This window comes from Ohtaekwangia sp. (assembly GCF_036568665.1).
GTDB lineage: Bacteria > Bacteroidota > Bacteroidia > Cytophagales > Cyclobacteriaceae > Ohtaekwangia.
The window spans coordinates 1-20,198 of the sequence record NZ_DATCSD010000335.1; the positions used below are offsets into that span (position 1 = coordinate 1).

Annotated in this window: 12 protein-coding genes and 1 pseudogene; 4 read left to right on the forward strand and 9 right to left on the reverse strand. The window is 46.5% G+C overall.

Annotated features, from left to right (window positions below; all coding sequences use genetic code 11):
- The 7 genes and pseudogenes from VIN08_RS28665 to VIN08_RS18970 form a co-directional block, all read right to left on the reverse strand.
- Positions 1 to 944, reverse strand: a 944-nt coding sequence (locus tag VIN08_RS28665; protein WP_414693302.1) for a PKD domain-containing protein, incomplete at its 3' end; no start/stop codon positions are given.
- Positions 930 to 1,862, reverse strand: a pseudogene (locus VIN08_RS28670) (zinc metalloprotease); the annotation flags it as partial. The pseudogene VIN08_RS28670 and the gene VIN08_RS28665, both read right to left, overlap by 15 nt.
- A 3-nt stretch (positions 1,863 to 1,865) precedes the next feature.
- Positions 1,866 to 2,345: a hypothetical protein gene (locus tag VIN08_RS18950; RefSeq protein WP_331968196.1), complete on the reverse strand. Its 480-nt coding sequence runs from the start codon at positions 2,343 to 2,345 to the stop codon at positions 1,866 to 1,868.
- A gap of 1 nt (position 2,346) precedes the next feature.
- Complete coding sequence (locus VIN08_RS18955) at positions 2,347 to 3,129, reverse strand: hypothetical protein (protein ID WP_331968199.1); 783 nt, start codon at positions 3,127 to 3,129, stop codon at positions 2,347 to 2,349.
- 3 nt (positions 3,130 to 3,132) lie between these two features.
- Positions 3,133 to 4,521: a RagB/SusD family nutrient uptake outer membrane protein gene (locus VIN08_RS18960; RefSeq protein ID WP_331968202.1), complete on the reverse strand. Its 1,389-nt coding sequence runs from the start codon at positions 4,519 to 4,521 to the stop codon at positions 3,133 to 3,135.
- Positions 4,518 to 7,544, reverse strand: coding sequence for a TonB-dependent receptor (locus VIN08_RS18965; protein ID WP_331968205.1), 3,027 nt, complete (start codon positions 7,542 to 7,544; stop codon positions 4,518 to 4,520). The genes VIN08_RS18960 and VIN08_RS18965 overlap by 4 nt, the downstream gene beginning before the upstream one ends.
- 137 nt (positions 7,545 to 7,681) lie before the next feature.
- Positions 7,682 to 8,527, reverse strand: coding sequence for an aldo/keto reductase (locus tag VIN08_RS18970; protein ID WP_331968208.1), 846 nt, complete (start codon positions 8,525 to 8,527; stop codon positions 7,682 to 7,684).
- 301 nt (positions 8,528 to 8,828) lie between these two features.
- On the opposite strand from VIN08_RS18970, the gene VIN08_RS18975 reads away from it, so the two are divergent.
- From VIN08_RS18975 to VIN08_RS18985, 3 genes are all read left to right on the forward strand, one after another.
- A complete protein-coding gene (locus VIN08_RS18975) occupies positions 8,829 to 12,611 on the forward strand; it encodes a PKD domain-containing protein (RefSeq protein ID WP_331968210.1) in 3,783 nt (1,260 codons plus the stop codon).
- An 87-nt stretch (positions 12,612 to 12,698) separates the two neighbouring features.
- Positions 12,699 to 13,709 (forward strand): type IX secretion system membrane protein PorP/SprF, encoded by a 1,011-nt coding sequence (locus VIN08_RS18980; RefSeq protein ID WP_331968213.1) that lies wholly within the window; start codon positions 12,699 to 12,701, stop codon positions 13,707 to 13,709.
- A gap of 237 nt (positions 13,710 to 13,946) precedes the next feature.
- Positions 13,947 to 15,353, forward strand: a complete 1,407-nt coding sequence (locus tag VIN08_RS18985; protein WP_331968216.1) for a CCA tRNA nucleotidyltransferase — start codon at positions 13,947 to 13,949, stop codon at positions 15,351 to 15,353.
- Positions 15,354 to 15,726: 373 nt separating this feature from the next.
- Here VIN08_RS18985 and VIN08_RS18990 read toward each other — a convergent pair whose 3' ends face one another.
- Both VIN08_RS18990 and VIN08_RS18995 read right to left on the reverse strand, forming a co-directional pair.
- Positions 15,727 to 16,134 (reverse strand): response regulator, encoded by a 408-nt coding sequence (locus VIN08_RS18990; protein WP_331968219.1) that lies wholly within the window; start codon positions 16,132 to 16,134, stop codon positions 15,727 to 15,729.
- Entirely contained in the window at positions 16,124 to 19,621 is a 3,498-nt protein-coding gene (locus VIN08_RS18995) for a PAS domain S-box protein (RefSeq protein ID WP_331968222.1), read from the reverse strand. The genes VIN08_RS18990 and VIN08_RS18995 overlap by 11 nt, the downstream gene beginning before the upstream one ends.
- A 120-nt stretch (positions 19,622 to 19,741) precedes the next feature.
- Here VIN08_RS18995 and mscL point away from each other — a divergent pair, with 120 nt between their 5' ends.
- Positions 19,742 to 20,155 carry a large conductance mechanosensitive channel protein MscL gene (gene mscL, locus VIN08_RS19000; protein WP_331968225.1) on the forward strand — a complete coding sequence of 138 codons (414 nt, stop codon included), beginning with the start codon at positions 19,742 to 19,744 and terminating at the stop codon, positions 20,153 to 20,155.
- The last annotated feature ends 43 nt before the right edge of the window (positions 20,156 to 20,198 follow it).

A 20,198-nucleotide genomic window follows, 5' to 3' on the forward strand; every position in this document is an offset into this window, starting at 1 on the left:
CCTACCAGCGGTTGTATATCCATCGCGATGTTTGCTCCGAGCGATGTGCTGAAGAGACTCCACGCTCCGCTCTGCGATTGTACCCATGAAGTAGAGTTCAGTGCTTCTCCATTGGCAGAAGAAGTAACCACCACAGTATCCTGTGTAGTATAATTAAATTCTACACCCACCTGGTATGGTCGGCTCTTCACCGGTGTTTCGCGATCGAATACAACGGTGGTTGCTCGATTGTGCGCTATATCTTCCAAGATCTGTTTCAGTAAAACGGTTTTGCGTTCCAGTACAGCAGCCGGTGCATTCTGCGGGCCGCGTGCATTCCATACGGTAATAGTAGCAGTAGCATCTTCATTTGCAGCCACTACTTTGGCGAACTTGATCTTTACTCCACTGATATAGTAATATCCCAGCGAGTTGACAAAGAACTCGGATACACCGGTAGTCTTCATACTGTTTTGGCCGGTAAGATACCCGGTATAATTTCCGAGCGTAGACATTTTTATAGCAGAGGGAGTATAGCTCTCATCAAAGTTTGTTGCCGTGCCGCACAACCCTTCTTCTGATACAGTGATATAGTTGTCGATCGCCAACGGGGTGGAAGCTCCCAGCGAATTGGTTGCCACGAGTGTTACCTTATAGGTGCCAGGCAATGTATAGGTTACACGCGGGTTTCGATCAGTCGATGTATTCGGGTCGCCACCTTCGAACGTCCAGCTCCATTGTGTAGGGAAGTTGGTAGAGAGATCGGTAAAGTTTACATCACCTCCGAGCAATACAAATTGTTTGTCGGATGTAAAGTTAGCTGTTGGTTTATCGGCAACGATCGGACTGCAGAGGTTCGCGTTCATAAGTGTTTTTCTTCGCGGACTCACATCCATCACAGCTCGAATACGGGTTTTCTGTCCTTGTGTAAAAATGTTCATGCACGCATCGTTGGTATAGTCCATATAGTTCTGCACCATCTCCAGCGTTACGTTGTCGCATCCTACTTTCGAAGGACATCCGCTGTTGGAAGTGTGTGCTGTAGGCGTATCCGATACAAAGTCATCACCACATACAGCATCGCCCCAGATATGGCGCAGGCCAAGCCAGTGTCCTGTTTCGTGTGTAAGCGTACGGCCTTTGTTATAGGGTGCCTGCATCACGGGAAATGTACCTTTATCGGTAGAGCCAAAAGACTGGTAGCGGATCACTACCCCGTCCGTTGTAGCAGGACCACTCGAAGGTATACCGGCTAATCCTGATTGATCGGGAAACTGCGCATAGCCCAGCAGGTTGGCATCGCTGGCAGCAAACTTTACAGTCCAGATGTTATAAAATAAGTTAGGATTCCAATAGGTGCTGGGTTTCAATTGGTTTTCGATCTGGTCACGCGACCAATCGGCCTGGTTGCCGTCTACGCGATCTATACCCGGCTCGGTAAGTGTCGCACCATTCTCATCTACCGGTGCCAGGCAAAATTCGATTTCTATATCGGCCCCTACGGGATTGGTATTATACCCGGGTGTGCCTGCTTTTCTGCGGAAGTCTTCATTGAGTACTGCGATCTGCGATTGCACCTGTGCCTGGCTGATGTTCGTGCCTGTGCCAATAGCCTCTCCGTTGTGCACTACGTGTACCACCACCGGTATCGTGAGCACGGTGGCTTGTGTGCGGCCGCTCTGCTGCAATAGGGTCAGTTCGCGTATCTTCTGCTGAACAGCATATTCAAAATCATCCAGCGAGCCGCGCTGCGGAAAGCGAAGGCGGTTCAGACTGTCTTGTTCCATTGTAGCACACGGCTCCGGTTTTCTTACAGGGCTTTGTGCAAAGACTGCTGCAGAGCAGAGGAACAGCAGTATATATATCGGTAACGATCGTCTCATAGACTAATTCTCACTGGTTGATTCAAAATGTATTCTATAGCTGCCGGTACCGGTCTCATCAAAGAATATTTCCAATACCATCGATTCGCTGTCGACTTCCCGTACAATATACGGGAGACTGTTTTCCGAGAGCACCGGAATGATCATGGTGAGTGTAGCCGTAGCGTTGTTAAAGGTCCACACGTTGCTGATCACATCATCTTCTGCCGGGTCAAAACATTTTCGCGAGCCGCTGGCCGTTTCAAAAATACGTTCAGAGCCCGCATGAAAAGTATACTTGTCATCTGCTGTACACGACACATTAAAGCGATTGGTAACTTTTCCATTCGCGGTCTCTTCAAAATATTTTATCTGCCAGGTCTTGCTGTTCTTCCCGGTAAATACTTGTGTATAGGTATAGGGAGTAGGCTTCACTTCTTCCGAACAGGAGAATGAAAGACTGAGTCCTACAGCTACGATCAATATCAAACTGCATGCTTTCATATCAATGCGGGGTTAGTGTAATGGGTATAGTTTCACTGTCAAAATCAACCAGAACTACTTCCATGTTGATAACGCGGGTAATCGGGTTCACGGTGCCGGAGCCTTTGATTGTTGCTTTATCGGCTACCAGGTTTTGTTCTTCCTGCTCCGGAATAGTAATAGTATTATCGCCATTGTCGATGAACGTAAGATCCATTACAATGGAAGATTGAAATACATTGGGATTAATGTTCCAGTTCGATAAGGTAAAATTCTCACAATCCGTGCTGGTAATGGTTATATCGCTATCGCTATAGCTTCCACTCTTGCCGGTATAATTACCTCCGAGTACACAATCGTCAAAGATGGTGAAGGTAAAACTTTTGCCGATGGCGCTTTCACCTTCGCCTACGGCACGATCGGCACTTGAGCTTTGCAGGGTAAAGACTATATCCTGCGAGCGGAGTATATCATTGGCGTTATTGATCATTTGTATTTCGATATAGCCAAAGTATTCGCCAGCCTTGATGGTGACAAGGCCGCGTTCGGTGAGGATTTTATAGTCTATATTTTCGCGTGCATCACCTCCGATCGCGTAGTTGATCAGGATGTCGTCTTCCGTGGCAGGCCCACCGTTGTGTACTTCAATTTTAATGGTCGGAGTATAGCTCTCTTTCGCGAAGGAAGATGTTTCACTGAAGCGAACAAAGTATGGCCCGGTAAAAAGAATCTCCTTGGTTTCGCATCCGGTGAGGATGAGCAAGAGCAGTATAATTTTATATCCTATCGTAGTATATCCTTTCATAGATCAGTAGCCCGGGTTTTGATCGCCCACGAGGGCTTTGTTAGTTTGAATTTCGCGCAGCGGTATAGGCCACAACGTATAGGCATCGCGCCAGTTGGTAGTAAAGGCTTCCATTACTTGTGTAACACGATTGGTGCGCACCAGGTCATACCAGCGGTGGCCTTCGTATGCCAGCTCGTAAATACGCTCCTGTTCAATGAGCTTCAGCATCTGCGATTGTGTTACAGACTCCGGTATAAGCGGCACACTGTTGTTGTTGTCTTCAAAGTCGGCCCGTGTGCGGAGTATATTTATATCGGTACGCGCGCTCGATGTTGAGCCGGATACATTTCCCTGTTGTGCGCGGGCTTCTGCGCGAATGAGGTACATCTCGGCCAGGCGAAACACTACCACATCATTGTTATCCGCATCGGCTGTTCCATACTTGGCCACGCTCCAGCCATTATCGGTACCTTTCAGTTTCGACACATCGAACTTGATGGTTTGAAAACGATCGCCGGCTTCAGAAGACGCGAGCGCCAGCACCGCCTGGTTGGAAGGTATAATTTCCCTGCGGCCTACAAATAAATTGTTGAGACCAATGTTGCCATCGGTGCCCGGATCGTCTGCTATAGTATAGCTTACTTCGAGGATGGATTCATCGGTGAGGTCTGTATTGACAATGGTAGCAAAATCTTTTTCGAGCTCATATTTACCCGACTCGATCACCTGTGTAGCATATTGTTCTGCCTGCACCCAGTTACCCAGAAAGAGATATAGTCTGGCAAACGCAGCGCGCACAGCAAACTCTCCGGCATAGCTGGCGTTGGTAGGCGTTGACGGAAGTTCATCCAATGCCGCGGTATAGTCGTCAATCACCTGTTGCAATATATCCTCCGTAGAGGAGCGCGGTATATCCAGGTTTGTCTGAATGTTGGTGGTTAACGCCAGCGGCACTCTGCCAAAAGTATAGAGTGCAGTGAAGTAGGCATAGCCGCGCAGAAAATGGGCAGCACCCATCGTTTTGTTTCGCTGCACCGTAGATACTCCGGGTACATTGGGTAATTTCTCCAATATAAAATTAGCGATATAGATGGTGTTATAGATGGCGCCCCACAACGTAGCGACTGAGGCATTGGTAGCGGTGATCTGCTTGTTGCCCAGCTCGCGGTATTGCGAGAAGGTTCCGTTGTGCAGTAACATATCCGCTGTAAAATCTCCGGCTATAACCGTGGCCGGTATAATGGTGCGGAAGGCAGAGTATAAACCGATCTCTACCTGCGGCACATCGGAAGGCTCGTTCAGCACAAGATTATCCGTCAGCTTATCTACCGGTTCTGGTGTCAGCAGATCGCAGGCGCTCACTACGATCAGCAGTATAGGAAATACTATATATTTAAAAATTCGTTTCATCGCAGTGTTGCATTTAATCCGATCGTGATAGTGCGTACCTGTGGCAATGTAAAGAAGTCGATGCCTTGCGCGGTGGTAGAACCATCCAGCGTGCTCACTTCCGGATCGGCACCTGAGTATTTTGTATACGTCCACAGATTAGTAGCGGAGAGGTATATACGCAGGCGTTCCAGTTTTAATTTTTCGGCCACGCGGGCATTTACATTATACCCGAACCCGAGATTCTTCAAACGCAGGTATGATCCGTTTTCAATCAGGCGACTGCTCTCGTAGTTGTTAAAGTTGGCATTATCACCGGTGCTCACCGCATAGCGTGGCACATCAGTAATATCGCCCGGCTTTTGCCAACGGCGCAGGGCATCCACCGATTGATTCGTAGTAAGATCCTGTCCGGAATTTACCAGTGTTTGTTTGGTAAGGTTCAATACATCATTCCCCAACGAGAACTGGAAGAATATACTCAGATCAAAATTTCCATAGCTAAACCGGTTGGTTATACCACCGATCAGATCAGGCTGTGCATTACCAATTACCATCGCGTCATCCTGTGTGATCTTGTCATCGCCATTCAGATCTTTATACATGGCATTGCCGGTAGCAGGATCTACTCCCAGAAACTTCAGTCCCCAGAATGTACCCAGTGGTTCTCCTACTTTTATAATGTTGGTAGTGCCGGCACCTTCTGCCTGGTAGCCGGTTGGCCGTGGTATACTATCGGCCAGGTAGGTAATGCGATTTATATTTCGCGACAGGTTGATCTCGGTGCGCCATTTCAGTTTGCCATCGAGGTTTACACTGACAAGTCCTAACTCTATCCCCTTGTTCTGCACATTACCAATGTTACCTGTTACACTGCCAAAGCCGGTCGTGTAGGGGTAGGGTTGTGCATAGAGTAATTTGTTGGTCTTGTTATTATATACGTCAACAGTGGCCTGTATTCTTCCTTCGAGGAAAGCTATATCTGTACCGATGTCGATCTCACGGGTATTTTCCCATTGCAGTTTCGGGTTGGCTAAATTTTCGGGCGTTACACCGGACGAACCGTTATAGGTTGCTGTAGTCCACGTGCCGAGGTATTCAAAATCAGGTATACCCTGGTTTCCTGTAAAGCCATAGCTGGCGCGCAATTTCAAATCGCTGATGAGTGTTGAATGGAAAAATTTTTCCTGCGAAATTCTCCATCCGGCTGACACAGCAGGGAAGTACGCGAACTTGTTACCGGAACCGAAACGTGAAGAACCATCGGAGCGGAACGACAACGAGAATAAATAGGTATCGCGAATATCATACTTCGCTTCTGCCAGGAACGAGAGTAATCCTCCGCGCACAATCGTTGAGGTACCATTATCGACTATACCGGCTGAGGTGATATAGGTAAAATCATCGCTGGGAAATAAACGTCCCTGCACACTGGAAGAAGAGTTGAAACGCGAAAGCACTTCCGTTCCCACCAATGCACTGAAGTTATGTCCTTCCTTAATCTCGCGGTTATAGCTTAAGATGGCGTTGGAAGTAAAGTTACTCGCAGTAGAGGTGCTATATATACCATATCCTTTGCCGCCTACACTGGAGAGATAACCACCAATGGCCGTTTGTGACGACTCGAACTGATCTTCTTTGATGTCGTTGTAATCTATACCGGCCATTACCTTCAGTTGCAGGTAATCGCTGAATTTATAGGTAGCCGTAATGCTTCCCAGAATTTTTACGGTGGAAGTATTAAAGCGTGGTAACAACGCCTGGGCTACCGGGTTAAAGTTGGGGAAGCCTGCATAGAGCGCAGAGCCCGGCCCTACGAGTTTACCGTTTTCGTCATACGGTGTGTTATAGGGCAAACTTTTGAGTGCACCGGAATAGACACCGTCCAGGAAGTTATCGCCTTTTACACGTTTGTTAAGTGCTTTGGAAAGTGTAAGATTAGTACCTACACGAAGCTTGGGTGTAAATTTCCGTTCTACATTAAATGTGCCGCTGAGGCGATCGAATTTATTATTGAGCTGCACGCCTTCTTCGCTGCGATAGTTACCACTCATATAAAAAGTAGTGTTATCGTCACCACCGGTAGCCGAGAGCTGATATTGCTGCATAATGCCGGTGCGGAAGATTTCGTCTAGCCAGTCCGTGTTAACAGCATCGGTAACACCGGGTATAAGTCCTGCAGCATCCGGGTTTTTGCCGGCATTCGTGTAGGCCTCCCGTTGTAACTCCAAAAGTTGCGTGGAGTTCAACAGCTTTACTTTCTTTACGGGGTCAACGATACCACGCTGCACATCGAAGTTGATGCGGGTTATATCTTTTTTACCTTTTTTGGTTGTGATGAGCACTACACCGTTGGCACCGCGCGAGCCATACATAGCTTTGGCGGAAGCATCTTTTAATATCTGTATATCGGCAACATCGTTGGGGTTTATCAGCGAGAGTGCGTTATCGTCCTGCCCGCCAAAATCGCGAAGGGATAATGATCCGGAAGAAACGGGTATACCATCGATTACAAACAACGGACGGTTCGATGCATTAATCGATGTACTGCCGCGAATCCGCACAGATATACCACCCCCGGGTGTTCCGGACGATTGTGTAACTTGTACACCGGGCGCTTGTCCCTGCAAGGCCTGATCTATACCGGTGAGTGCAATTTCTTTAAAGTTAGAGGCTTTGATAGAAGCCACAGAGCCGGTGAGCTCGCGTCTTCCCACGGAAGAATAACCGGTAACGACCACTTCGGTAAGCTCGGTCGATTCTTCGATCAGGCTTACATCAACTACCAGGCGGGCATCCAACGGTACCTCTTGTGTACGATAGCCCACAAATGAAAATACGAGCATCGTTCCCGATGTTACCTCTAATGTATATTTACCTTCTGCATCGGTAATAGCACCTTGCGGTGTGCCTTTTACGATAACACTTACACCGGGTAATTCGCTTCCGTCTGTAGCAGAAGTAACTTTACCGGAGATGCGCTGGGTTTGCGCGAAGGTGGTGAACGAGGCTGATAAAAAGAGTAGCAGTAAAAATTTATTCATAGGCACGACAACTCAGGTCTTCCTAAATTTAAGGAATAAACAAATATTCTCCATGACTATAGCGCACGAAGACTGTTAACTTTTTCAATAAATTTTAGGAAGCGCCGATAAATTTTGTGAGTGAAGGTTAACGGATTTTATTTTTTCAGCTGTTCGATGAGGCGCAGCATCTGCTTTTGCTGATTTTCATCCGGTAATTTTCCGAATGCCGCCTCCATGTTGTCGGCCATGTGATGCGGTTTTGATGTGCCCGGTATCACGCACGTTACGGCATTTTTTGCAAGTATAAATTTCAGAAAAAATTGTCCCCAGCTGTGACAATCAAATGCAGCTGCCCATTCCGGAAGATCTATACCTTTCACACGCTGAAAGAGTTCACCTTCTTCGAAAGGCTGGTTGATAATCACCGCTACATTTTTTTCCTGCGCCAACGGAAACAGACGTTCCTCGGCCGTTCTGCGCAACATCGAATAATTGATCTGCAGAAAATCAACGGTGTTGTTCTTTATAATATTTTCAATGGAAGTATAGGCACTCTCGGTATAGTGTGTAATGCCGAGGTAACGAATGCGGCCCTCTTCTTTCCAGGCTTGTAAAGTACGCAAGTGTGTTTGCCAGTCGGTGAGGTTATGAATCTGCATCAGGTCGATCTTTTTTCGTTGCAGCTTCGCGAAAGAACGATTCATCTGAGCAATGCCATTTTCTTTTCCGGTTGTCCACACTTTCGTGGCAACAAAAAGTTGTTCATTCAGGTTAAGCTCTGTAGAAAGATCACCGGTAACATCTTCTGAAGTTCCATACATAGGCGAGCTGTCTATTACTCTTCCGCCTTTGGCGATTAATGTCTTCAATACTTCTTTCAGCGGAGCGCGTGCCGCGGCATCATCGTCAACATCAAATGTCTGCCACGTGCCCAGGCCAATCGCAGGCAATAATTCTCCGGAAGAAGGTATCTTTCTTTTTAAAACAGTTTCAGTAGTCATTCGCGAAAATGGTAGAGCCGCTAAACCTACTGCCGAAAGATGATGAAGGCAAGTTCTGCGATCCATGAGATTTTTTATTTTGATGATGAAGATACTTGAATGGTTGCAGACGCACATCACGCGAATAAAGTTGTTTCAGTTTACCCGGCTATCATACCATTCGCACGGCCAAACACTAATTTCATCGAAGTGAAAATGATTCATCCATTTTTAATGGGTTTCCTTTGCGCATCTTTTTTGAATAAAGATATGTCTTGGCTGGCTCTTGATCGGTTGAACAACTACCCAGAAACCGGTTTGAATGAGGCTGACGAAAACTTTACGCTTACTCTTTTTATTTACGATTATTGCATACCAGGCGCAGTCACAATGTAATACACTGCGTCCTCAGATCGATATTAGTTTTAATACAGACCAGGATTGCGCGCCTGTAGAAGTGACGCAATTTCAGATCACGTATTACTTCAACGTTGCACAAGATCCCGCTACCATTTCCATTTTATATGAATGGAATGATCCGCTCAACTCCAACACGCTGGTTGATTTAGGCAGCGGCCTTGTGCCAAGTGCCGGAAACACTGCGTTTACCGCGAACGCTACTTTTTTATATACCGATAATAACGGCCAGTGTAATATCATACCTACGGCTTCTATTTTTATCAACGGTGTTATTTGTCCTACATCATCACAAACGCAAACAGCATTCTTCTGGGGAACGGATCAACAGGCGAATGGTATAGTAGCGATGACACCACCGAACTGGGATGTGTGCTACGGCAACCCGGTGGTGAATGCTATATTTCAGGATGACTCGGAGTTTAACTGTAATATAGCGGTAGAGCCCGATAACCCGAATCGCCTGGCGCGCCATGTTCAGTTTGTATATGGTACCAATCATAATGCGGCTGCTACGATCCGTAACCTCACGTTGAACGATGGTGCTGTGCAAGGGCTTACGGATGGAACGGGTAATCTTGTATCCACTATTACACGGGGTACGGGTACAACGGTAACAGGTGCATACTTTGGCCCGGTAGAGACTATACCTTTTCCGGCAGATGGTCCGACTGCTGCTACATTTCCGATGAATGCTCCGGCCAACGCAGCCAATCTTGTAGGCAATCGTTTTGAAGTAACACTCTATAACTGGAACGTATGTAATCCGTGGAATGGTGATCCCGTTAATCCCAACTATGGCGATGCTGTGCTTACCCGCGGATATATAGTTATTGTAGATGCACCGGACCCGGCTTTTATTACACTCGATAATGCGAATGTACCCACCACCAGTTTCTGTATTAACGAGACTATATTCTTTCGTAACCAGACGCCCAATGCAGGTGCGTTCAATTATACCTGGGAGTTTTACGATGATGCTACCGGCACCACGTTGCTCTCTACGAGTACACAACGCAATCCTACCTTTGCTTATCCAACCGGAGGAACGAAGCTGATTCGTCTACGTGCAGAAAATCCTACGGCACAAGGTTCGTGTATAGAAGAAGTAACAGCATTGGTAAATATAACTCCGGCACTGGTAGCGAATATACTGGTAACGGATTTAGCGGATATACCGATAACGCCCGACTTCTGCCAGGAGGCTACAGCACCGTTTACCAATTTCAATGCGCGGTTTACCGATGCTTCTACAGGTGCTATTACTGCGAACACTGGTTGGCGCTGGGAATTTTTTGATCAGAACAACAACCGTATACTCGAAGCCCCGGTAGGAGGCGGCTACTCCAGCACAGCGCTCGGTCCGTTCGACCGGGTGTTTACTACCAAAGGTATATATCGTGTACGATTAAGTATCCGCGATAATGTTACGCTATGCGAATCGAGTGATGAAGTACAGGTACGCGTCTTTGAAAAACCGGTGCCGGTATTTACTGCGAATCGTGTTTGCGTTGGTACGGCTACGGCTTTTGTGGAAGCCTCTACGGTAAACCCGATCATGGGCGAACGCATTGTGCTGCGTGAGTGGGATATGAACTATAGCGGTACATTTACCAAAGACCCGACACTCGATAACCAGACAGCGTTTAACTATACATTTGCTACGGCCGGTACCCACCGCGTTGCGTTGCGTATTACTACCGACCAGGGCGGATGTGCTACTATCCTGGATAAAGATGTGTTTGTTGACCCGATGCCGGTAGCCAGCTTTACGGCCGATCAGGCTGCAGGGTGTAGTGTGCTTACGGTTAATTTTACCAACACATCGGTAGCAGGGCAGCCCGATATAATTAAAGAGTATATATGGGAGATTGATGATGGCAGCGGCTTTGTTGTAGATTCTATACAGCGACCAACCGATCCGGGTTTTAGTGCAATCTATAGTCGGTCGTTTACCAATAACCTCACCACCAATATTGCCTATACCGTGCGACTTCGGGTAATTACTACGCACGATTGTGAGACTATATCTGCACCGCGCACCATTACGGTATATCCCGGGCCGCGCTCCGGATTTATACCGCTTAACTATTCGCCGTTCAATAATAACTGCTCGCCTGTATCGGTAAATTTTGCCGTGGATGGCGAGACGCAATCGCTCAATCCGTCAGACTATATATGGACGATTTCGGATGCAGCCGGACAGATCGATCAGATCAGTACAGGCACAACGCCAACCTTCAGCTATATATTTAATAATACATCGACCACGATCCGTGATTTTACTGTAGACCTGCGTGCCGTATTGCCGAGTGGATGCTATGGCGATTCTTCGCGCGTGATTCGTGTAAACCCTATACCACCTTCAGATTTTACGATTGATACGGTGGTATATGATTGCGAGAAAGTAATTCTTAACCTGGATGCTACGCAAAAAGGATTGCTGGAATATGCGTGGAGTATATCGATCAATGGAAGTGTCATGTATACTTCTACTACCGATGGCGATAATTTTGATTACCAGGTGCTGCGTTCTTCTACCGTGGATCAGACAGTAGCCGTTACGTTGAAGACCACAAACCTTACCAATTGTGAGAGTGCAGCCACGATACATTCCGTAGTAGTGCCGAAGACAAATGCAATCAATGCATCTTTCACCGCTACACCGATGACGCAGACATTACCAGCTTCAACGGTTACTATTACAAACAACACAACGCCCGGGCCATGGGATTATCGCTGGGATTTTGGTGATGGCACTACATCAACCAGTGCAAATCCGGGGAGTCACACGTATGCTACGTATGGCACCTATACCATCAGTCTTACAGTGCGCGATAATGATTGTGAAGAGAGCCAGGTGGTAACAGTGCAGATTAACCCTATACCTCCGGTGCTGGACTTCGATTATTTTCCTCCGGCAGGTTGCTCGCCTCTCACCGTAAATTTTGTAAACAAATCGCAGTATGCTGATCCGGCTTCGTACCATTGGGAGTTTGGTGTTAATCAGGGTACATCGCGTGCCATCAATCCAAGCTATACTTATTACGAGCCCGGTATATATTCAGTAACACTATCCGCTACCAATGCCCTGGGCGATACAGTAAGTATTACCAAATCGATGATCATTGAAGTATATGAATCGCCTACAGCACAATTCTCGGTATACCCGCATGTGCTCAGTATACCGGGCGACTTACTCTATACCAACAACAAGAGTTTTAACGCCACCAGCTTCCTGTGGAATTTTGGCGACAGCACTACCTCCACAGAGTTCGAGCCGCAGCATGCCTATAAAGAGGAGGGAACGTACGACATTACGTTGATAGCCTATAACAGCTCTGGTTGTTCGGATACCGTAACCGTTGCATCGGCAGTGCTCACCAACAAGAGCGGGCAACTTAAAATACCCAATGCATTTACTCCGAATCTTTCAGGTCCCGGCAGCACCAATGCCATGGCGAATGAAATATTTATACCGCTGATGCGTGGTGTTACCAAGTTTCAGATGCTGGTGTTTAACCGCTGGGGCGAATTGCTCTTTGAGAGTACAAATCCGGATAGCGGATGGGACGGATACTATAAAGGCGTACTCTGCCAGCAGGATGTATATATCTACAAGATCACCGTGGAGTATGATGACGGGAAGAAGTTTACGCGGACAGGCGATGTGAGTTTGATCCGATGAAGTTTAAGGTTTCTGGTTCAAGGTTCAATGTTTAAAGTATAAGACGGTTAACGTATAACGTTAACGGTTAACGAAAGAGGTAAGGGAATGAAGAAGATATATACGCTGATATTGATAATGATACAACTCACGGTTTTTGCGCAGGACCCGGAGTTTTCGCAATACTATGCGGCACCGCTATATATGAATCCGGCTTTCACCGGTACCGCGGCCGATCACCGCTTTATAGCGAACTATCGAAATCAATGGCCTAACATTACGACAGCGTTTCAGACGTATGCTGTTTCGTATGACTATAACATGGAGAAACTGAACAGTGGCTTTGGTCTGCTGGTAACGCAGGATAAAGCCGGTTCGGCAAACATGAAATCCACGCAGGCTAATTTTCAATACTCCTATAAAGTACATCTCAAGGATAAATGGATGCTATCCACCGGGTTGAACTTTGGCCTCGGCTTTCGCTCGGTTGACTATAATAAATTAGTATTCTATGATCAACTGGAATTTGACCAGGATGGTATACGGCTTCCTCCACCTTCCAATCTTAATTTGCAGAATACATCATACTTTGATTTTGGTGCCGGTATATTAGCGTATAGTCGCAAGATATGGATCGGTGTTTCTACCGCACACCTGAACAGGCCGAATCGCTCGCTCACAAATGACGAAGCAGAGATACCGACTAAAACGAGTATACATGGAGGGATACGTATACCGTTGTATCATGGCGTGTTCAAGCGCGACCGTGTAGCGGCTATAGCGCCTTCATTTGTCTATAAACGTCAGGGTAAATTTGATCAGCTGGATATCGGTACTTACTTTTTATACGAGCCTGTTGTTGTAGGACTCTGGTATAGAGGTATACCGATCAAACAAAATGTACGCGACAACATTAGTCAGGATGCAGTGGTTGTAATTCTGGGATTTCAGTTGAAGACGTTTGAGTTCAGCTATAGCTACGATATAACCGTCTCCGATCTTGGCCCGATCTCAGGCGGTGCACACGAGCTTGCGCTGAAGTTCAACATAGAGCTGGCAACACAAGCACGCACCAAGAAACGAGAGAAGTTTATACCATGCCCAACGTTTAATAAGTAGTGTTGGTAGCTTAGAGCTCAAGGTTTAAAGTTTCGGTTGCATTTGATCTGCGTTAATCAGCGGGATCAGCGGGAAACAACGGCTGTTTTTATTCTGTGTTGATCTGTGCGTTCTGTGGGAACAATAATTTTACGAGGCCCTTTCGGAAATATCGCCTGCGGTTTTGGCTGCGGGCGATTTTTTTTCATACACTTTCCCACTATATCCCTACCTTTGGAGGCTGAACTGATTTGTTGCATGAACCTGGCTTCTTCGCTTGAGCGAAAAATTTTCAAGATCATCGGTAGAGTGGGTGATCGCCTTGGAGTTGATACCTATGTAGTAGGCGGGTATGTACGCGACCTCATCCTGGAGCGTCCGTCCAAAGATATAGACTTTGTTTGTGTAGGCAGTGGTATACAACTCGCGCAGGCGATAGCGCAGGAGTTAGGCCCTTCGGTACACGTTACGGTGTATAAAAGTTTTGGTACAGCGCAGATCCGCTACGAAGATCTCGACCTTGAGTTTGTTGGGGCGCGTAAAGAATCGTATCGCAGTGATTCGCGAAAACCTATTGTGGAAGACGGTACATTGGATGATGATCAGAAGCGCAGAGACTTTACCATGAACGCACTCGCGATCAGTCTTAACGAAAAAAACTTTGGAGAGCTGATCGATCCATTCAACGGTGTAGCGGATATGAAAAAGAAAATGATCCGCACTCCGCTTGATCCATCCATTACATTTTCTGACGACCCGCTGCGTATGATGCGCGCTATACGCTTTGCTTCGCAGCTGAGCTTTGATATAGATCCGGATACATTTGAAGCGATCATTCAACAAGCGGAGCGACTCAAGATTGTTTCGCAGGAGCGTGTAACGGATGAGTTGAACAAGATCATTCTGAGTCCGGTGCCTTCGTATGGATTCAAATTACTTTTTCACAGCGGCATGCTTAAGCATTTCTTTCCGGAGATGGTGGCGTTGCATGGCGTGGAATATGTAGGCAGCAAAACACACAAGGATAATTTCTTCCATACGCTGCAGGTGCTTGATAATGTATCGGTAATGTCGTACGACCTGTGGTTGCGATGGGCAGCTATCCTGCATGATATAGCGAAGCCTGCCACCAAGCGTTTTGATAAAGTACATGGCTGGACTTTTCACGGGCATGAAGATAAAGGCGGGCGCATGGTGCCAGGTATATTTCGCAGAATGAAGTTGCCCATGAACGAGAAGATGCTGTTCGTGCAAAAGCTGGTGAAGCTTCACCTTCGCCCGATCGCATTGGTAAAAGAAGTTACCGACTCGGCTATACGCAGACTGCTCTTCGAAGCAGGTGAAGATACGGATGCACTGATGAAGTTGTGTCGTGCGGATATAACTTCGAAGAATAACGAAAAGGTAAATCGCTTTCTGAAGAACTTCGACCTGGTGGAGGAGAAGATGAAGGAAGTGGAGGCGAAGGATAGTATCCGTAATTTTCAGCCGCCTGTTACCGGTGACGAGATCATGCAGATGTTCAATCTTCCTCCCGGGCGTGTGATTGGTGAAATAAAAGAGCAGATCAAAGAAGCAATCCTCGAAGGTAACATCCGGAACGATCGCGCAGAAGCATTGGCATTGGTAATGAAGATTGCAAAGGAGAAGGGATTGGAGAAATAGTTGCTATTGAGCAGATATATACTTCATCATTCGTTGATCGGTGTTCCTTGTTCGATATTCAATGCAGAGTATTTCCCGCAGATCGCGCAGATCAACGCAGATTAAATGCAAAAATATTTCCCACAGAACTCACAGATCAACACGGATAATGCATTTTGTTTCGCGCAGATTTACACAAATGAATGCAAAGCAGAAAGTTTAAAGCATAAAGTAGGAAACGATGTGCATTTAACTTCATCATTCGTTGATCGATGTTCCTTGTTCGATATTCAAATGCAGAATATCTCCCATAGAATTCACAGATAAATGCAAGCGAAAAGCTTAAAGGAGTGTGCATTTACTTTCAGCTTTACACTTTATGCTTTCTGCTAAACTAAGCGGCAGCTTTGCCGAGCAACTCTATAAATTTTTCGCGTGTTACGGGTTTGATGATATACTGACGGACGTTTTCGTTGTTGCGTGCGCGGTCTACATCGCGTGGATCGATCGAGGAGCTTACCATATATATTTCGATCGGCTTGGAGAGTTTAGTTTTAAACAGCGAGTAATCTTCCAGAAACATCCAGCCATCTACATACGGCATATTTATATCCAGGAAGATATAGTCGGGGAGGGTCTCAGAATCACTGGCGTGATTTTTCAGAAATACCAAAGCATCTTCTCCATTTTCAAATTGAAGAATCTTGTCTGTAAGCTGTGCTGCCTTGATGGTGCGCGAAGCTGTCAGTTGGAAAACCTTATCGTCATCGACAAGGGCAATGATGGGAGTCTTATTTTCCATCGGTCAGATACTTATTAAAGTTAACACTAAAAGTGGTTCCTTCGTTCTCCTTGCTGGTAAGAATGATTTCTCCACCCATGGCTTCAATTTGATTCTTTATCATGAATAATCCAATACCCCGGCTCTCTGGGTGGCGATGAAATGTTTTTCGCAGCTTAAAAACCTGGTGGCCGTAGCGTTCCAGATTAATTCCCAGTCCGTTGTCGGACACCTGCAGGTAAATATGGTCCTTGATGTTAAACGTTTTGAAGTGTATAATGGGTGGCCTGCCCGGGTAAATATATTTCAACGAATTGCTGAGCAGGTTCAATAATATACTTTCCAGGTAAATGCGCGGATACTCGATGATCGGTGCCTGCGAAAAATCAATATGTATCTCGGCCCCCGTTTCAGCAATCTTGGCGCTGAGCATCGCTTTTACATGGGCAAAAACTTTTTCAAACGACAACACCTGCTTCTCGATGTTCCTGTTCTGCTTGATCTTGAGTACTTCGTTCAATTCATGCAGCGTATTCAGTGTAGTAGCCCCCGATTCTTTCAGCAGCTTCAAATATTCTGCGCGTTCATCAGCAGCTTCTGTGCCTTCAAAGAAGTTGAGAAGCGTAAGTATATTTCCTACCGGTGACCGCAGGTTGTGCGATACGATCTGGGTAAACTCTTCAAGCTGTTCGTTTTTGCGTTTCAGGTCTTCTGTAATGGCCTGCAACCGGATATTCTGTTCAATGATCTTTTCTTCCGATCGCTTGCGCTCCGAGATATCGCGAAACTCCGTTACGCGTATAGTGGTACCGTGGTACGGGATATTTTTAGCATGCACTTCCAGGAAATAGCGTGCACCGTCTTTCCGGATACCTTCCACATCGTAAGGACGTTCGTACCCGGATTGTATATTCTTGATAACCACCTGCTGCCACTCGGGTGCAATAAGTTCAAGACCATTGCGGCCAATCAGTTCTTCGTAATTATACCCGGTCAGATCACAAAGTCCCTGGTTACAGTCAATGATAACACCCTTGTCGTGCAGCCCTATACCACCAAACGATGCTTCCTGTAAAATGCGGAAGCGCTGCTCACTTTCGCGAAGTTCCTGCTGAATGGTTTTGAGTACAGTGATGTCGGTAAAAGTACAGATCACTTCGATCAGTTCCTGTTGTTCATTCAGTAACGGCTCGGCATTTACGAGCAGCCATACCAGGTCTCTTCTGCTTGCCCGATGTATACCCATGACTACACCTCTTACAGGTTTAAGCGACCGTATAGCGCGCGGCACCGGGTGATCGATGCCCGGAAAGTTCGAGCCATCTTCGTGAATTACGTGCCAGCTTGAGTCGAACGATGTTTTGCCCATCATTACGTCTTCCGGCAAACCCAATAATTCCTGTGCTGTTTTATTGGTGAGTATAATTTTTGCTTCCGGGTCTTGCAGCACCACACCGATGTTGAGGTTGCGTATCAGGTTGCGGAAGCGAAGTTCACTCTCACGAAGTATATCTTCTGTATTCTTGCGTTCGGTTATATCCCAGGCCAGCGCGATCAACACTTCCTGGCCGAAATATATACCTTTGGAGATGCTCACCTCGCGCAGAAACGCACCTCCGCTTTTCTTGCGTCCCCACCAATCGATAGACTGTGGTATACCCTGTGCTGCCTGCTGAAAAGCTACTTTCAGGTGAGCGAGATCGTTTTTGCCTTCAACCCCCAGAAACTCCGGAGAGCGCCCTATAAATTCTTCACGGCTGTAGCCGTACATTTCGCAGGCGCCCTTGTTTACATCGATAAAGATACCATCGAGGGTAAGTATATATATATCCTGCCGCACGGTATCAAACAATTCGCGATAACTTTGTTCGCTCTGGTTCAGTTGTTCAACTGCTTTGCGCTCTTCAGTTATGTCGCGTGCCGTGGCGAAGATGATTGTTTTCCCGAAGTACGATCCTTTGGTGAGCTGCACCAGCTTGAGAAATATAGTGCCGTCTTTTTTCAGTCCCCACCACTCGAACGACTGCGAGTGTCCCTGCAAGGCCAGCTCGGTTTGATAGATCAGTTTATCAAAATCATTTTTACCCGGTGCCGAAAGAAATGCCGGTGTGTTACCGATAAACTCCTTTCGATCGTAGCCATACATTTTGCAGGCCGTTTCATTTACATCGATAAAGGTGCCGTCAGGATTTTGCACATAGATCGCTTCGTTTACCGAATCAAAAAGTTCACGATAACTTCTTTCGCGCAGGCGTATCTGCTCATCGGCAAGTTTCTGTTCCGTTACATCCTGGGCTATACCGATGACCTGCGTTACGTTGCCGGCATCATCTTTTTTGAATACTGTATTTCGGTTAGATACCCAGATCCAGTTGCCGCTTTTGGTCTTTAACCGGAAGAGCGATTCTTTGATAACATCAAAGGGTTCTTTGTTCCAGTCCGTGCTCGGGCGGTCGTCCGGGTGAATGAGCGAGTACAGAAAGCCATCGCCCATGCGCTGCACATCTTCCTGCGTATAGCCACTCAGTGTTTTACCGTTGGTATATATATAGCGCTTGTGTGTCAGGTCGTATACATATAGCTCACCGGGCATAGTCTTCTCTATACTTTCGCGAAAGCGTATACTTTGCCTGATCTCGGCTTCGGCATTTATCTGCCCGGTTATATCCTGCATGGTGCCCAGCATGCGGTAAGCCTTGCCATCGCTGCCGGGTAAAAAGAATCCGCGGTCATGTATTGAAATATACTCACCATTCTTCTTTTTGAAGCGATAAACAACATCATATTTCCGGAGTGATTTTTCGGCACGTTCCAGTTGTTGAAAAGCTTCCTGCCGGTCGTCCGGATGAACAAGTTCTCCCCATATAGCTATATCATTCATTTCGCGTGCCGAGTAGCCAAGCTCTTCGCGAATGTTATTGCTCCACACGATTTTTCCGGAAGGTATATTATAGTCGTATACCACCTGGCCGGAAGAAGCCGTGATAAGTTCGTAGCGCATCTTCCAGTCTTCCCGTTCAGCAATTTTTGATTTGAACTCGGTGATATCCTGCACCGTGCCGGTCATCTTTACCGCGTTACCTTTTTTATCAACCAGCACTTTGCCAACGCCCTCCAGCCAGCGGATGGCTCCGTTTCGGAGTACGATCCGATGTTGTACATGATAATTGTTTTTTGAAGTGATCGCTTCCTGAATAGCCGTGTTGAGTAAGGCTACATCTTCCGGGTATACCAGCTTCAGGTATGCATCGAACGTACCATCAAATGATTTTTTGGTTTGCCCGAAAATCTCCAGCACATTGTCGGACCATTTCACGGCATTGGTCTTGATGTTCCATTCCCAAATGCCCATATGTGCTGCATCCAGCGCCAGCGTCAGGTTTTGTTGACTTTCGTGCAAAGCCTGTAACACACTGACTTTCTTTTTTTTGGTAGTTGTTTTAACGCCCTTGCTCTTCTTCTTGACAAAGGTTTTTTTTCCGGAGGCTACACGTTTTCGGCCAGGCATAGAAAGGACTTTGTTTAAAAGGTACAATTTTTTGTTATTCTTTTCAGATGGTAACAGAAACTATCGTTTTGTTGTTAAGGCTATATGATGTATTTTCAATGAAATCAAACTCTCTCCGATATGCTAAAAGAATTTAAGGAATTTGCCCTGCGCGGAAACGTTATGGATCTCGCGGTGGGTGTTATCATCGGTGGCGCGTTCGGTACTATCGTTAATTCAGTTGTTAATGATCTGATTATGCCGTTGGTGGGAATTGCTTTTCAGGCAGACTTCTCCAACCTATATATTCCGCTCTCCAATAAAGTTACGTCTGGCCTTCCGCTTGCAGAAGCGAAAAAACTCGGGCCTGTTTTTGCGTGGGGTAATTTTGTTACGGTGGTGATTAATTTTATAATCCTCGCGTTCATCATCTTTCTGATGGTAAAAGGCATGAATTCACTGAAGAAGAGAGAAGAAAAGGCTCCGGCTCCACCGGCAGAACCACCTGCCGATATCAAATTGCTTACGGAGATACGCGACTTGCTGAAGAAATAATAGTTAAGTATATAATACGAAATATAGGGAAGCAGGTATATAT

Bases quoted from the DNA above. Each gene is read 5' to 3' on its own strand.
- VIN08_RS18950 (WP_331968196.1), bottom strand. From the start codon at position 2,345: ATGAAAGCATGCAGTTTGATATTGATCGTAGCTGTAGGACTCAGTCTT.
- VIN08_RS18955 (WP_331968199.1), bottom strand. From the start codon at position 3,129: ATGAAAGGATATACTACGATAGGATATAAAATTATACTGCTCTTGCTC.
- VIN08_RS18960 (WP_331968202.1), bottom strand. From the start codon at position 4,521: ATGAAACGAATTTTTAAATATATAGTATTTCCTATACTGCTGATCGTA.
- VIN08_RS18965 (WP_331968205.1), bottom strand. From the start codon at position 7,544: ATGAATAAATTTTTACTGCTACTCTTTTTATCAGCCTCGTTCACCACC.
- VIN08_RS18970 (WP_331968208.1), bottom strand. From the start codon at position 8,527: ATGACTACTGAAACTGTTTTAAAAAGAAAGATACCTTCTTCCGGAGAA.
- VIN08_RS18975 (WP_331968210.1), top strand. From the start codon at position 8,829: ATGAGGCTGACGAAAACTTTACGCTTACTCTTTTTATTTACGATTATT.
- VIN08_RS18980 (WP_331968213.1), top strand. From the start codon at position 12,699: ATGAAGAAGATATATACGCTGATATTGATAATGATACAACTCACGGTT.
- VIN08_RS18985 (WP_331968216.1), top strand. From the start codon at position 13,947: ATGAACCTGGCTTCTTCGCTTGAGCGAAAAATTTTCAAGATCATCGGT.
- VIN08_RS18990 (WP_331968219.1), bottom strand. From the start codon at position 16,134: ATGGAAAATAAGACTCCCATCATTGCCCTTGTCGATGACGATAAGGTT.
- VIN08_RS18995 (WP_331968222.1), bottom strand. From the start codon at position 19,621: ATGCCTGGCCGAAAACGTGTAGCCTCCGGAAAAAAAACCTTTGTCAAG.
- mscL (WP_331968225.1), top strand. From the start codon at position 19,742: ATGCTAAAAGAATTTAAGGAATTTGCCCTGCGCGGAAACGTTATGGAT.